This window comes from Sandarakinorhabdus glacialis, assembly GCF_014643455.1.
Classification (GTDB): domain Bacteria; phylum Pseudomonadota; class Alphaproteobacteria; order Sphingomonadales; family Sphingomonadaceae; genus Sandarakinorhabdus; species Sandarakinorhabdus glacialis.
Map to the genome: position 1 here is coordinate 1 of NZ_BMJM01000002.1, position 14,443 is coordinate 14,443.

10 protein-coding genes and 2 pseudogenes are annotated in these 14,443 nt (G+C 62.9%); 4 read left to right on the forward strand and 8 right to left on the reverse strand.

The genetic code is table 11. The features are described from left to right. The coding region (locus IEW98_RS02960; protein ID WP_188761460.1) for a transposase at positions 1–127 on the forward strand (127 nt) is incomplete at its 5' end. Between the two features lie 9 nt (positions 128–136). On the opposite strand, the pseudogene IEW98_RS02965 reads toward IEW98_RS02960, so the two are convergent. Both IEW98_RS02965 and IEW98_RS02970 read right to left on the reverse strand, forming a co-directional pair. After that, positions 137–662, reverse strand: a pseudogene (locus IEW98_RS02965) (transposase); the annotation flags it as partial. 138 nt (positions 663–800) lie between these two features. Next, positions 801–1,064, reverse strand: a complete 264-nt coding sequence (locus IEW98_RS02970; protein WP_188761461.1) for a transposase — start codon at positions 1,062–1,064, stop codon at positions 801–803. Positions 1,065–1,190: 126 nt separating this feature from the next. Here IEW98_RS02970 and IEW98_RS02975 point away from each other — a divergent pair. Then, positions 1,191–1,540: pseudogene (locus tag IEW98_RS02975) on the forward strand (integrase core domain-containing protein); the annotation flags it as partial. A 234-nt stretch (positions 1,541–1,774) separates the two neighbouring features. Here the strand turns inward: IEW98_RS02975 and IEW98_RS02980 are convergent. Genes IEW98_RS02980 through IEW98_RS02995 form a run of 5 tightly spaced genes read right to left on the reverse strand, consistent with a single transcriptional unit; the run spans position 1,775 to position 8,642 of the window. Then, positions 1,775–2,581: an SDR family NAD(P)-dependent oxidoreductase gene (locus IEW98_RS02980; RefSeq protein WP_188761462.1), complete on the reverse strand. Its 807-nt coding sequence runs from the start codon at positions 2,579–2,581 to the stop codon at positions 1,775–1,777. A gap of 15 nt (positions 2,582–2,596) precedes the next feature. Next, positions 2,597–4,129 carry a class I adenylate-forming enzyme family protein gene (locus tag IEW98_RS02985; RefSeq protein ID WP_188761463.1) on the reverse strand — a complete coding sequence of 511 codons (1,533 nt, stop codon included), beginning with the start codon at positions 4,127–4,129 and terminating at the stop codon, positions 2,597–2,599. Between the two features lie 8 nt (positions 4,130–4,137). Then, positions 4,138–6,033 carry an outer membrane protein assembly factor BamB family protein gene (locus tag IEW98_RS02990; protein ID WP_279380332.1) on the reverse strand — a complete coding sequence of 632 codons (1,896 nt, stop codon included), beginning with the start codon at positions 6,031–6,033 and terminating at the stop codon, positions 4,138–4,140. Between the two features lie 45 nt (positions 6,034–6,078). Beyond that, positions 6,079–7,143, reverse strand: coding sequence for an alpha/beta hydrolase family protein (locus IEW98_RS16690; RefSeq protein ID WP_279380333.1), 1,065 nt, complete (start codon positions 7,141–7,143; stop codon positions 6,079–6,081). Beyond that, positions 7,143–8,642, reverse strand: coding sequence for an MFS transporter (locus tag IEW98_RS02995; RefSeq protein ID WP_188761464.1), 1,500 nt, complete (start codon positions 8,640–8,642; stop codon positions 7,143–7,145). Before IEW98_RS02995 ends, IEW98_RS16690 begins: the two co-directional genes overlap by 1 nt. Positions 8,643–8,894: 252 nt before the next feature. On the opposite strand from IEW98_RS02995, the gene IEW98_RS03000 reads away from it, so the two are divergent. Then, positions 8,895–9,938, forward strand: coding sequence for an amidohydrolase family protein (locus IEW98_RS03000; RefSeq protein ID WP_188761465.1), 1,044 nt, complete (start codon positions 8,895–8,897; stop codon positions 9,936–9,938). A 115-nt stretch (positions 9,939–10,053) separates the two neighbouring features. Here the strand turns inward: IEW98_RS03000 and IEW98_RS03005 are convergent, their stop codons facing one another. Beyond that, positions 10,054–12,537: a TonB-dependent receptor gene (locus IEW98_RS03005; RefSeq protein WP_188761466.1), complete on the reverse strand. Its 2,484-nt coding sequence runs from the start codon at positions 12,535–12,537 to the stop codon at positions 10,054–10,056. A gap of 397 nt (positions 12,538–12,934) precedes the next feature. Between IEW98_RS03005 and IEW98_RS03010 the strand changes: the two genes are divergently transcribed. After that, positions 12,935–14,443, forward strand: coding sequence for an MFS transporter (locus IEW98_RS03010; RefSeq protein ID WP_188761467.1), 1,509 nt, complete (start codon positions 12,935–12,937; stop codon positions 14,441–14,443).

The window sequence follows — 14,443 nt, forward strand, 5'->3', positions numbered from 1 at the left end:
TAGCCGCATCGAGATCATGTTCGGCCGCCTCAAGGACTGGCGCCGCGTCGCCACCCGCTACGATCGATGTCCTACAGTCTTCTTCTCCGCCATCGCGCTCGCCGCTACAGTCATCTTCTGGCTCTGATCAACGAGTCCTGACCCTATCGTATTTAATCGGCACAATCCGGGATTTTCGTCCCGGAATGCAGGGTGTGATGCCTTTTGCCTGAAGGGCGTCCCTGTACCAGTCTGCGTCGTAGCCGCGGTCGGCGAGCATCCATTGTGCCTTGGGCAAATCGTCCAGCAGCGCTGCGGCGCCGGTATAATCGCTGACCTGGCCCGCCGTTATGAAGAAGCTGAGCGGTCGGCCATTTGCGTCGGTGACGGCATGGAGCTTGGTGTTCATGCCCCCTTTGGTGCGANGCAGCACCTGCGGCGGCCAATCCTTCCATTATACGGACAAAAACGCCCCTCTCGCTCCACCGCTTCCAACGGTTGTAAAGCGTCTTGTGTGGGCCGTAGTCCTTGGGCGCATCGCACCAGCGCAACCCATTGCGATTGATTAAGACTATGCCGCTCAACACCCGACGATCGTCAACCCTCGGCTTCCCATGGCTCTTGGGAAAATATGACTCAAGCCGCGCCATCTGCTCGTCCGTCAGCCAGTACAGGTTGCTCATGCACGGTCTCCTCACGGAGCCTGAATCAGATCGTGCCTCTCAGATCAATGGGTCCTGACCCTAACAGCCTCGCGTTTGAAATCATCCGTATGCTTCATCATCTCTCCGGTCTCCTTGAACGAGTGTTTTATGCTCAAGTCACCGACACGAAACCGTTACAAGTCCAATCCGGACCTCGGCGAAATCCGGCATTGCTGCCACCGGCATAATCCCGGTCAACTCGCCCGACATTGCCTGCTTGCGCCATGTGTAGAGCAACCCGCTCGAAATCTCGTGCCGTTCGATCGCCGTGCGTACCGATCCGCCCGAGCCGAAAGCATCACGCAACATCCCGAGCTTTTGACCGACCGTCCAATATCGGCGGCCGGAAACGCGTGCCACCACCTCGATCCGACTGGTCATACGACTGCTCGTATGACCAGTCGCTCCCTCGTCACCCAAATCCGACACCAGCAAACCCCAGATCAAAGGGGTGCAAACAACGCAACTCGGGCGTCACGCGCAAGGCGGCCTTCAGACCGCGCTTACAGATCGGACAACGGTGCCGAGTTCATCGCCACCGCCGTGCAGGAATGGCTCGCCAGGATCGGCGTGAAGACGCTCTACATCGCGCCGGGCTCACCATGGGAAATGGCTACAACGAAAGCTTTAACGGCTCGCTTCGCGACGAACTGCTCAATGGCGAGATCTTCTACAGCCTCGCCGAAGCCAAGGTGCTGATCGAAGCCTGGCGGCGGCACTACAACACCGTGCGCCCGCACAGCAGCCTCGGCTACCGACCGCCGGCCCCGGAAACGGTGACGCCGCCATTGCCGCCGTCCGGTTCCGCTTCGCTCCACCTACCGGCGGCAATGGCACCGGAGGCAATAATGCACTGACAATCAAACCGGACCACTCGGTGGGGACCGGTCAGAGAACGCGAGCGTCTGACCCTTGTTTTCTGATTGAACGCCTAATTCGCCCAAGTTAGGGTCGTTTGACGTTTAGGCGGGCGTTTCGGCGTTTTACAGGGCCGCCAGGTTCTTGGGGTGAGACTGATCAGCCTCCTGAACCGATCGCTGGCGTCGACTAGGGACGTAGCGCAGTGAAATCCGACGCCGCCGAACGTACAACTAGTCACCGAACTTTGTCCTTCCCGCCGCGGTCATCCCCGCGTCGATGACGAGGTCGTGGCAATTGACGTAGCGGCCCTCGTCACTGGCGAGATACAGCACGCCGTGGGCGATGTCGTGCGGCAGGCCGGCGCGACGCAGAGGCGTCGACGCCGCGAGGTTGCGGCGCAGCTTGTCCATGCTGGCATCGACATGCGCCGGGTCGAGGGTATTGGCGCGCGCCGAGCCGCCGAAGAAGATCGGCGTCGCGATACCGCCCGGCGAGACCGAATTCACCGTAACGCCGAACGGCGCGAGTTCCATGCCCGCGACCTTGGTCAGCTGCGTGACGCCCGCCTTGGCCATGCTGTAGAGATACTCGCCCATGTGGGTGCGCAGCGCGGCGACGCTCGAGTTGTTGATGATCGAACCGCTCCCCTGCGCCTTCATAATCGGCGCTGCGTGCTTGATGCCGAACACCGCGCTGCCGAGCAGCAGGTCCATTGCGTAGTGGAAATCCTGCGGAGTGACCGTCTCAAGGCCGCCGGGCGTCGGTCCACCGGCATTGTTGAACAGGCAGTCGAGGCGGCCGAAGTCGGCGACCGCGGTGTCGATCGCCGCCTTGATGTCGGCCTCATGCCGCACATCGCCTTGAACGAAGCGGCTGGCGGCACCGAGACGCGCGGCGATCTCGGTACCCTTGACGGCATTGCGGCCCGTGAAGACGACGCGCGCTCCCTCGCGGACGAACAGTTCGACGGTCGCTTCGCCGATGCCGCTGGTGCCGCCGGTGATCACCGCGACTTTGCCCTTTAGGCGCTCGCTCATTGTCGTTTCCTTTGCTCAGACGGTTTGTTCGGCGGCGTAGCGGTCCTGCAACGCCCGCTTGACGATCTTGCCGATAGCGTTGCGCGGCAGTTCGTCGACGATCTGCACTGCGCTGATGCGCTGCATCTTGCCGAGCCGCTGGTTGGCCCAACTGCGTAACGCCTCGGCTTCAAGCGGTGTGCGCATCGTCACGAACGCCACCGGCGTTTCGCCCCATTCACGCGACGCGACGCCGACGACGGCGGACTCGATCACCGCTGGATGCTCGTTCAGCACGCTTTCCAGGTCGATCGGATACAGGTTGATGCCGCCCGAAATGATCATGTCCTTGGCGCGTCCGATCAGCGTGAAAAAGCCTTGCGCATCGACGCTGGCGATGTCGCCGGTGCGGATGTAGCGAACGCCTGCGGGATCGAACCATTCAGCCTCGGCGGATTTTTCGGGCTGGTTGCGATAGCCGTTCATCATCGACCGCGAGCGACCGACGACTTCGCCTGGCACCCCTGGCGGTGCGGCGTTGCCGTCGGCGTCGATGACCAGCATCTCATGCCCGTCCATTGGCCGTCCGACGGTGTGCAGCTTGTCGGGGTGTTCGTGTGCGACGAGCATGCACGACCCGCCGCCCTCGGTCATGCCGTAATATTCGACCAGCCCGCCCGGCCAGCGCTGCAGCACCTCCGCCTTGAGTTCGGCCGAGAACGGCGCCGAGGTGGCGTATTTCATGCGGTAGCTCGACAGGTCGAAAGCATCGAAGTCAGAAACATCGAGGATGCGGCGGTACTGGACCGGGACCAGCATCGCGATATTGGCGTGGTGCCGCTCGCTGAGCACGAGGAACTCCCGTGCATCGAAGCGGGGCATCAGGACCATGGTACCGCCGCCCGCCAGTGTCGGCAGGAAACTGACCAGCGTCGTGTTCGAGTAAAGCGGCGTCGAGATCACCGCGACCACTCCGGGGCCGTAGCCGGGCGGATCACCAAGATGATTGTGCGGCCAACGCATCGCGAACGACTGAACGATGCCCTTGGGCGTGCCCGTCGTGCCGCTCGAATAGATGATGTTGAAGGCTTGCTCGGCGGTAACCTCGACGGGTGTCGGCGTAGTGCCGGGGGGCGCTAGCCAGGCGTCGAATGCCGCGCCGAGCGTGATGAATGCAAGCCCGTCGACGGCGGCAAGGTGCGCGGCGGCGGCAGCATCGACGAACAAATAGCTCGGCGTGCTGTCGGCGATCATCGCGGCGAGTTGCGCCGGGGTCGCTGACGGCGACAGCGGTGCGATTGCCGCACCGGCGCGCAGCGTGGCGATGAAGATCGCGGCGTAATCGATCGAGCTCGCGGCGCAGATCGCGACGACCCCGCCGCTGACGACGCCGTCGCGTTGCAGCGACGCCGCGATACAGTCGGCGCGCGCGTTAAGCCCGGCATAGTCGATCTGCTCGCCGTCGCAGATGATCGCGATGCGATCGGGCGCAGCGCGCGCCTGCAATGCGACCAGGTCAGCAAAATTTCCGCACGGGCGTGCGACATACGCGGCGATCTTGGTGTTCATATCATTGCTCACTTACCATCGACCGAAAAAGCCAGGAGCAGATTGCCCTCGGCGGCGCGCAGGTTGCGGCCGGCGTTTGCGCCTGACCGTCCGGCATAGCCCGTATGGACATAGACCATGCCGCCCGCCACCGTCGGGCCGGCACCGTCCATCACGCCGCCATGGGCCTCGCCGCCGTCAAGCGTCTTGAACAAGGTGCTGCCGGTATCGAAGTCCCAGACAATGCGCCCGGTCGCGGCATCGTGCCCGCGGAAATGCCCGTCATAGCTGCCTGCGAAGACGATGCCGGGGACCACCGTCACCGCCTGCGAGATTGCGCCGTGGCACCACCGCGTTTGCCACCGGCAGGTCGGCTTCAACGACGTCGGCATCGACCAGAGCGGCGTGCCGTCGGCGATCTTCACCGCGTAGAGGCCCGGCTTGCCCTGCGGGCCCGCAACGATATCGCTGATCCCAACGTACAGGCGGTCGCGGTCGGCGGCCATGCCGAATTCGACGCCGCCGAGCGCGCTGCCGGGGCTGAGGCGGAGCTCCCATATTTTTTTGCCGCGCCGCGCCGGGTCAAGCGCGAATACCGCGCCCGACTTCTGCCCGACCAGCAGCAACTGCCCGCCGGGACCATCGTGGAGGATCGTCGACGCGCCGATCGAGAAATCAGGGCCGACCGGCGACGGACAGTTCGCGGGCCGCACCCGGCCGGGCCGCGGCCAGCAGCCGTCGATGTAGTTATCGTTCGGGGTCAACTGGTTGACCCAGCGCACTGCGCCGGTGTCGGCGTCGATCGCCATGACCGCGTCGCTGTTGTCGTAGGGTACGTCGGTGTACGAGTTCGAGGTCCCGACATAGACCAGCCGCCGCGCCGGATCGATCGTCGGCGCGCTCCAGATCGCGCCGCCCGACGGCCCCCACATCGGGCGTCCTGCCGAATTAGTCTTGAAGATGCGCGGCTCGACCTCGGTGGTGTAGCGTTTCCACAGCAGCCGCCCAGTCGCCGCATCGAGCGCGACGAGCGCCCCGCGGAAGCGGCAGCACTCCCACAGATCGTTCTGCGCGTAGGCCTCGTTACCCGACGAGATCGGCACGTAGATCTTGCCGTCCCACACCGTCGGTGATCCGGTCGACTGCTGGCCTGACTGATCGTCGATGACGGTCTTCCACAGTTGCGCGCCGGTGTCGGCATCGAGCGCGACCGCGCTCTTGGTCCAGTCCGAAAAGAATACCGCGTGACGCGGCCCCGTTGTGCCGGGCAGCTTCATCACGGTGACGCTCGTCCTCGTCGCCGCCGCCGCGGCATGACGCCAATAGACGCAGCCAGTGCGCGCGTTGAGCGCATAGACCGCACCCGACATGCTGGTAACGAACAGCCGCTCGCCGAGCACGGTCGCTTGGCCGTTCTTGGCCCCGGGATAGCGGAATGCCCATTTAAGCTTGAGCCGGGGTACATCGCGCGGTCGCAGTTCGGGGCGGGGTTGAAAGCGCGCGTTGTCGGCGGCAACGCTCCAGCCGTTCCAGCCGCCTCGCTTGGCTGCATCGACCGGCGGGGGCGGCGCGGTGCAGCGCGGTGCATCGAGCGGCGTACCCGCGACGCCGTCACCCCAGATCCGCGCGGGGTCGATGTCGCGGATCGTGTCTGGGCTCGCCGGTTTGCCGAGGTAAATTGCTATTGCAGCGATGTCGGCGGGGCTCAAGCCCTCCGCCATCGGCATCATGACGCCCGTCCGTAGCGTAGCGACGATAAAGCCGGGCGGATTCTGCGACAGCAACGCGCGAGTCGGGGTGCGGTCGGTAGCGTTGTCGTGACATGCCGCGCAGCGGTCGGCGTAAAGTGCTGCGCCGTTCGAGGTGCCGGCGACTTGCGCGACGCCCGCGCTGGTCGTCAGCAGCATAGCTGCAATGATGGCCATTCGGCCCAGTAATTTCACAAATCGTCTCCGGAATGCGCGTCGGCGCTAATAGTGATCAGTGTAGCTGCCGACGCGGCACTGGTAGCCCGGTGGCGGGTTGGTCAGCGCGAAGTCGCGGGCCCGACTGCCCTTGGGGTGCGACGCGAGCGTCGCCAGCGCCCACGCATTGAACGCCTGCGTATTGACCTGCGGCCACATATGCCCGTGCGTAGCGCTGCAGGCGACGTGGACGATTTTCGGTTGCGCGCTGAAGTAGTTCGCCCCCGCCTGCGTGCTAGGGCGATAGTCGGCGCATAGCACGGTGCCGCAGTTCCACAGGTCGCGCTCGCCGCCCCAAACGGTGATCACCACCATCGGGCCGAGTCTGGTGGGAAGCGGCTGCGGACCGACGCGGCCCTGGAAAATCTGCGTGGGCGCGGCAGCGACCGCGGCGCGTGCCTCGTTGAAGCGCAGCGCTGTATGGTCGTCGCGTCCGATGTACCACTCACCTGAGATCGGCAGGCCGCCGCCCCAGAAATCGGAGTCGAACAGCAGCGCACGGTTGGTCATCGTCCCGCCCGCCGAGATGCCGCCGATGAACAGGCGTTTGCGGTCAAGCGGCCATTTCGTCCCGACGCAGCGCACCATCGCTTTAAGAAAGCGTGCGTCGGGCCCGGCGTCGTTCGCCCATTTCGCACCCTCCGCCGACGCCGCGCGGCCATCGTTCCACGGGTTCCAGTTCCAGCCGTTGCGCCCGACCCCGATGCATGCCCCAGCCGACAGCTTTGGATCCTGGACCGCGCAGTCGCGCACCGGGCCGATCACCATGAAACCACGTTTCGCCATCTCCGCGTTGGCACCGCTGCGGGCGACATGCAGATTGGCGTCGGTCGATTCCACAGTGCCCGTCAGCGGGACCCAGACGGGAACCCGGCGAGCGGCGTTCTCGGGCGGCACGACGACGAAGGCGCGGCGCTTGCCGTCGCTCGGAAAGTCGATGTTCAGTCCTGCCTTAACCGCGTAGCCGGGGGGGCAGACCCAATCGGCGCGGCGTGCGTCGGCGCGCCCCGCCCCCAATGCCGCAGTCATTGTCAGCAGCGCCACCAGCCACGGCCTGGTCCGTTCGATCATCAGGCTGCCGCCTCGGCAAGCGGCTTTTGCGCCGCGGCATCGCGCACTTTGCGAACGTTGTTTTCGTGTACCGCCCGGGTGATCGGGTAGGCGAGGATGCACAGCAGCGCCACGGCCTGCAGTCCGAAAATGATCAACGGCTCGATGATCGCAAGCTGGTTAAGCACATCGACCGGCACGCTGCCCCGTCTGGCCTGTTGCGGAAAATTGACGAAGCTGAGGATCAGCCCGCCGCCGAATACCCCAACCCCCGACATCGACTTGAGCATGAAGGTGTTCGTCGCGAAAAACAGCCCGGCATTATGCCGACCCGTCTTGGCGGCGCTGTCCTCGACGACATCGGCCATCATCGCGGCCCCCATCACCCCGATCGAAATGACGATGATCGTTACGAAGAAGCTTTGGCCGAACAGCAGAGCGTAAAGAACCGGACTGCCGTTGGCTGGCAGCAGATCGAAGACACGGCCGAGATACAGCAGCGGCGACAACGACATGTAGGTCGCCGCGAGGACCATATAAGCGCGCTTCTTGCCAAGCGCGCGGCCAATTCGCGGCGCGAAGAACAGCGCCACGAACACCGATGCAAAATTGCCGACCATCAGGAAGGAGATCTGGTCGCCAGTCAGTTCCCAGAAATAGATCCTGAAATACGTCAGCACCGATGCCGCGATTCCCGCCGCCGCAAAGCTGAATACGCCTGCAAGGAACAGCACCCCGAAGGCGCGGTTGGACAGCGTCTCCCAAAGCTCGCGCACGGAGCGCCGCAGCACAAACCGGCGTCGCGGCGGCGGTTTGGGGAACGCTGCAGCGCGGCGCTGCGTCCCCAGTGACGACACCATGATCGCCGCAAACATCAGCAGCGACGCGACGAGCCCGTAGTTGGCGTAGCCCTGCAGGTTGAGTTGTCCCGATGGATCGTCTGCCGATGGTCGCAGAAAGACGCTGAATGCCACGACCCCCATTGCCAGACCGCCGATCCAGCCGAAGAAATAGCGGTAGCTCAGGAAGCTGGTACGCTCGTCATAGTCGTGGGTCATGTCGGCGACGAGCGCGCTGCTCGGAATCTCATAAAAGGTGATGCACAGCCGGATGACGATCGAAATGCCGATCAGATAAGTCAGCAGAGCGGGTTCCCCGAGCCCGCTTGGCGGGTTCCACAGGAAATAATAGGACACCGCGATCGGCACGGCCGCTGCGTACATGAAAGGATGGCGGCGTCCGAGGCGCGAGCGGAAGTTGTCCGACCAGTTTCCCACCACCGGATCGACGCACGCATCGACGACAAGCGCGATCATGATCGCGAGGCCAACCGACTGCGCCGAAAGTCCGAGAGCCTGATTATAGAACAGCAGCAGCAAGACGCTGAAGCCATTGTCTTTGACACCATAGGCGATCGAGCCGACGCCGTAGGCGAGTTTGTCGAACAGTGTCGCGCGACCGATCGCGGCAGCGACGGCCATCGGCGTCGCGCCACTCGAAAGCGATGCCGCGCCGCTCATCGCGGGTTCTCACGAAAAATGTGACCGATCATCAACGCGAGGTTCCCCAACCCGGTACCGATAAATTTTAAGATACCGCGTATGTTTGCCTAACGCCAGCGCGATCTGGGTTAGCTAGTACATTCAGTATTACAGCGCGGCTTTCAGAAGATTAGAATGGGAGTTATGGCTGCATAAGCTGCCGGTATCTGGTCGCGGTGCCAAGATGGCAGCGCAGATGCTGCGGACGGCGAAAAAAATGGGAGTTGCGACATGATCGAGGATATTCTCGAGCCCACATTGCCGATCGTCGATCCGCACCACCATCTTTGGGATTTTCAGCCGGTGCTCGGCATGATCCCCGAGACGGCGCATGCGTTCGGCGCGATCGTAAAAAACTCGCCACGCTATCTGCTCGACGAGCTACGCGCCGACACGCTCAGCGGCCACAACATCATCGGCACGGTGTTCGTCGAGTGCGGCGCCTTTTACCGCGCCGATGCGCCGACGCATCTCAAACCGATCGGAGAGGTCGAATTCGTCAATGGCATCGCGGCGCAGAGCGCCAGCGGTATCTATGGCCAGCTGCGGGCTTGCGCGGGCATCGTCGGTCATGCCGACCTGACCCGCGGCGACGCTGCAGCGATGGTACTCGAGTCAGAGATCGCCGCGGGTAACGGTCGTTTCCGGGGCATCCGGCACATCGGTGCGAACGACCCCGATCCGTTGGTGCTCGGGCCGCTCGCACATGCACCGGCCGGGCTCTACGGCGACCCAGTCTTTCGCGAAGGCTTCGCGCAGCTTGGTCGGCTCGGCCTGTCGTTCGACGCCTGGGTCCTCGAGCCCCAAATTGGCGAAGTGGCCGATCTCGCACGCGCGTTTCCTGATACCGCAATCGTCCTTGACCATGTCGGTACTCCGCTCGGACTAAGCAGCTATGCCGGACGCCATGCCGAGCGGTTTGACATTTGGCGCGACGCGATCCGCGATCTCGCCAGTTGCCCGAATGTCATGGTCAAGCTGGGCGGGTTGGCGATGCCTTTCTGCGCGTTTCCAGGGCTTGGGCCCGAGGCCCGACCGGCATCGGCGGTCCTTGCCGACCTGTGGCGGCCGTATATCGAAACCTGCATCGAAGCCTTTGGTGCGGATCGCGCCATGTTCGAAAGCAACTATCCGGTCGACAAATGGGGTGTCGACTATGCGGTGTTGTGGAACAGCTTCAAGCGCCTTGCGGCGGGCGCGTCCACCGGCGAGCGACGCGATTTGTTCGCGGGCAGCGCCGCCCGGTTCTACCGTCTTGACGGGCTGGCGATCTGATCGGTCGATAAGGCCGAGTGCCGGGGTAGCTTCGAACGCTTCCGCACTCGAAGCACAAATTCAGGCCCTGCTCCGGTCGATCTGATCGACTCGAGCAAGGCCTGGTTACACCGTGCTAGAAGTTCGCTCCAACGCGCATCGTCACGCGGCGGGGCAACTGGAGAGCACCGATGCGCGTGCCGATCTGGGCAGGAGCTTCGAACTCGAAGAAGTAGTGTTGCACGTTGGTGACGTTCTCGAGCAGCACGCCCGCATACCAGCCCTTGTCCTTCCGCCCGAGCGTCGCGCCGACGTCGATCGTCGTGGTCGACGGCTGGTCGACGTCGGGATCGTTGCCGCCACGGCTCGTTCCGCGATAGGTCAGGCTGGCATAGCTATCTAGTTCGAGTGAGTCGGTGATCGGCAGCGTGTAGTTTACACCCGCCTGGCCATTGAAGCGCGGACCGAAGCGCGCGCCCGACAGATCCTGAACGAAACCATTACCGAAGCGCTTGCAGCCAGGCTGCCCGAAATACTGCTGGGTGATGTTGCAGGCGACGTTGGTGTTCTCGATGAACTTCGAGCGCAGCAACAGGAAGCCGCCCGACAGGCTCAGTCGGCTCGATGCTCGAATGTTGATGTCGCCCTCGAGTCCGAGCGAGCGCGCCTTGCCCGCATTGCGCAGGTCGAAGCTCTCGCCGGTATAGACCGAGGTCTGGAGATCCTTGAAAGTCTGATAGAAGGCGGCGAGATTGACGCGGACCCGGCGGTCGAACAGGACCAGCTTGGTACCGAGTTCGAATCCGGTCGTCTTTTCGGCGCCAAACTCCAGATCGGCCTCGGTCGGGCTGACCGATCCCGAGTTGAAGCCGCCGCTGCGAACGCCCTTGGCGACGCTGGCATAGATCAGTCCGCCACCTTCGAGATCGAAGGCAACGCGCGCTTCGGGAGTGAAATTGGTCTCACTTCGCTTGGCGCTATTGGCGTGACGCTGTCCGACCAGACCCGGCGCGAACGCGCGAGCGGTGGCAAGCAGGGCGTTGTCGGCGGGATTGTTGGGATCGAGCGGGATCTTAGTGCCAAAGCGCGCATAGTCGAGGAAGTCGTCGATCTTCTTCTTCTCGTAGCTGTACCGCCCACCAACCGTCACGTGCAGCCGGTCGGTCAAGTTGTAGGTGCCCTGACCGAACACCGACGCCGAAGTCGTGTCCTGCGCAAAGCGCGCCAGTGTCGCATAGCGGCGATCGACGTTGCCGACGGATCCGAAAAATAGGTTGATGTCGACATCGGTCTGACGGTCGACGAAGAACTCCTGACGCAGCAGGTACAGGCCGACGAGGTAGTCGAACTTACCGCCCGTCGCCGATGTCAGCCGCAATTCCTCGCTATACTGCTTATAGTCCTGGGTGATGGGCTGATACAGAAACGTCGTAGGGTTCCAGTCGACGTCGCGGCCATCGTCCGAATCGTAGGCCGAATAGCCGGTCACCGAGGTCAGCGTGACCGGCCCCAAATCGTAGTTGATCTCGAGCGCGACATTCTTCGAATGAACCTGTGCGGTCTCACGCTGCTTCGAGAGCGTATAGTTCTTGTCGAATTCGAACTTGGGATCGTAAGCGCGATAGGTCGATAGCCGTGCTGCGGCACCGACATCCGAGAAGGCGGCAGCGATCGGACGCGGTGCCTCGCCCTGGGCGAACGGCACCAATGGGGTCGTGCTTGCCGCCTGCGAGACCGTCGTCAGCAGCGGACGACCGACCGCGAGGCCGCTAACCTGCGATACTTGAAACGCGCGACCAGTGCGCTTGTAATCCGAATACTCGCCCTTCAGGCGAACTGTCAGCTGATCGGTCGGCTTCCACAGCGCGGTCCCGCGGACGATGACATCGCGCTGCTGCTCTTCGCGGTCGCCGGTCAGGGTGTTGCGGAAAAAGCCTTGCTCGTCGGAAACGCGCACCGCCACGCGGGTCGCCAGCGTGTCGGTTATCGGTACGTTGAGGACCCCCTCATAGGCATAGCGATCGGAGCGCGGCGTCCATTCGAGGCGATTGTTGAACTCCAGGCGGTCAACCGGCTGGCCGGTTGTAATCAGCACTGCACCCGCGCTGGTGTTCTTGCCAAATAGCGCGGCTTGCGGCCCACGCAGCACTTCGACCCGGCTGACATCGAGGAAGGTGCCGCGAAACTGACGCTCGCGGCCGGCGTAGATGCCATCAATGAACAGGCCGACTGCGGGGTCGAAGCCGAAGTTGAGCCCTGCCGAGAAACCGCGGATCGACACGCCGGTCTGCTCGCCGCCCTCGGCAATCGACAGACTAGGCGTCTGGCGCGACAATTCACTCAGGTTGGTAATGTTGAGGTTCTTGATCGTCTCGCCGGTGACGACGCTGACAGCAACCGGAACCGACTCGAGCGGCGAGGCGCGCTTGGTGGCGGTGACAATGATCTCGTCGGCCAGCCTTCCCTGCGCGGCAGGCGAAGCATTCGGTGCCGCGACTACGGCGCCGCTTTGGGCTTCTTGCCCCTTGGTCGCATCGGTTTCAGTGGCAATTTGCGCCATCGCCGCGATGGGCCAGACTATGCCGGTGCTCAACGCAAGCGCGCATGCGAAATTCTTCAAGGTAGCCCCCCAGTCATGTCCCGAACTTGCTCTCGACGACCCTACGGATCGACGATGCTTCGAGTATCATGATCTGTGCATACCCTATTTCCTAAGTTTGAAAAGTATATTTCGCGTCGGGCAAAAACTTATCGGTCACTTCAGCTACCAGAGTGGCCATTTTGCCAGGACGACGAGTGGCGTTGCCCCGCCGGTAATCGGAAAAACAACTTTAGAATCAACAATTTCTGTTTGATTTTGCGCGATTTAGACGTGCCCTCGGGCCTGCGAAAATCGGAATCCCCCGGTCCGTCCGCGAGCACGCGAATCGTGATGGCCAAACACCGTTAAATGACATACTAATACTCTTGAAGCGGTGTCGAGCGTGAAACCAATCACGCCATGCCGGGGGGAGTGTATGATGGCGAACCAGCGCGAAACTGCGTCCGACGTCGGTGATGCGCCGAACGTCGCAAAAGGCCGCGGCAGCTTTCGGATCAAATTCTTCTACGGCGTTGGTTCAATCGCGTTTGGCGTCAAGGACAACGGCTTCAGCGTCCTGCTGCTGCTGTTCTACAATCAGGTCATGGGGCTCGACGCGCGGCTGGCGGGACTGGCGATCATGATCGCGCTGATCCTCGATGCGATCGCCGATCCGATGATCGGGTACTGGTCGGACAATCTGTCATCGCGCTGGGGTCGGCGTCATCCCTTCATGTACGGGGCCGCCATCCCGGTGGCGCTGGGCTATCTATTCCTGTTTTCGCCGCCGAGTGGATTGTCGCAGGAGCTGCTGTTCGCCTATCTGCTCGGCGTCTCGATCGCGGTGCGCCTGTTCATCGCGGTCTATGAAATACCCAGCGCAGCGCTGGTCGCCGAACTGACCGAGAGTTACGACGAGCGGACGAGCTATCTGAGCTTCCGCTATTTCTTCGGTTGGGTCGGTGGTCTGACCATGTCGATGCTGGCTTTTGGCGTTTTTCTGCAATCGACTCCGGATTATCCGGTGGGCCAGCTGAATCCCGCCGGCTATTCGAGCTACGGCGTCGCGGCGTCGATCATCATGTTCGTGGCGATCATCGCATCGTCGCTTGGAACGCATTCGGCGATTCCATGGCTGAAGTCGCCGCAACCCCGATCCACGACTTCGGTTGGCGAGGTGGTGCGCGAGATCATCCAGACGCTGTCGAGCCGGTCGGCGCTGTCGGTACTGATCGCCGGGATGCTGATCGCCCTTTCCGCCGGGCTGACCTTTGCGCTGCTGACCTATTTCTACACCTATTTCTGGCGCCTCCAGCCGACCGAAATCTCCATCCTGATTTCGGGCAGCTTTATTTCGGCATTCCTCGCGTTGACCCTGACGCCGGTATTGTCGCGCCGCTTCGACAAGCGCGGCGCGGCGATCGGCGTCGCGGTGGTGATGATCGCGCTGATCCCGATCCCCTATTTTGCGCGTCTCGCCGGCTATTTCCCTGAGAACGGATCGCCTGCACTGCTGCCGACGCTGATGATCTTCAGCGTCACCATCACCACCCTGACCATCATCTGGTCGATCTTGATCGCGTCGATGCTCGCCGATGTCGTCGAGGACAACGAGGTGCGGACGGGCAAGCGCGCCGAAGGCGTCTTCTTCGCGGCCAACACCTTCGTCGCCAAGTGCGTGTCGGGGCTGGGCGTCTTCGGCTCCGCAGCGATCATCACACTCACGGGCTTCCCCCAGAACGCGCGGCCCGGCGACGTCAGCGCCGACACGTTGCGCGATCTGGCATTCAGCTATGTCGGAGCGGTAGTAGCGCTCAATGTCTTGGCGATCGTCTGTGTGCTGACTTATCGGATCAGCCGCAGCGTTCATCAGGCAAATCTGGATAAGCTCGCGGCGCTGGCCGACAAGGCGCTGGTGCCGTCGCCGGTCCTGTCCGCGAATTGA

Excerpts from the sequence above, each read along its gene's own strand:
- IEW98_RS02970 (WP_188761461.1), bottom strand. The coding sequence starts at position 1,064 with ATGACCAGTCGGATCGAGGTGGTGGCACGCGTTTCCGGCCGCCGATAT.
- IEW98_RS02980 (WP_188761462.1), bottom strand. The coding sequence starts at position 2,581 with ATGAGCGAGCGCCTAAAGGGCAAAGTCGCGGTGATCACCGGCGGCACC.
- IEW98_RS02985 (WP_188761463.1), bottom strand. The coding sequence starts at position 4,129 with ATGAACACCAAGATCGCCGCGTATGTCGCACGCCCGTGCGGAAATTTT.
- IEW98_RS02990 (WP_279380332.1), bottom strand. The coding sequence starts at position 6,033 with ATGGCCATCATTGCAGCTATGCTGCTGACGACCAGCGCGGGCGTCGCG.
- IEW98_RS16690 (WP_279380333.1), bottom strand. The coding sequence starts at position 7,143 with ATGATCGAACGGACCAGGCCGTGGCTGGTGGCGCTGCTGACAATGACT.
- IEW98_RS02995 (WP_188761464.1), bottom strand. The coding sequence starts at position 8,642 with ATGAGCGGCGCGGCATCGCTTTCGAGTGGCGCGACGCCGATGGCCGTC.
- IEW98_RS03000 (WP_188761465.1), top strand. The coding sequence starts at position 8,895 with ATGATCGAGGATATTCTCGAGCCCACATTGCCGATCGTCGATCCGCAC.
- IEW98_RS03010 (WP_188761467.1), top strand. The coding sequence starts at position 12,935 with ATGATGGCGAACCAGCGCGAAACTGCGTCCGACGTCGGTGATGCGCCG.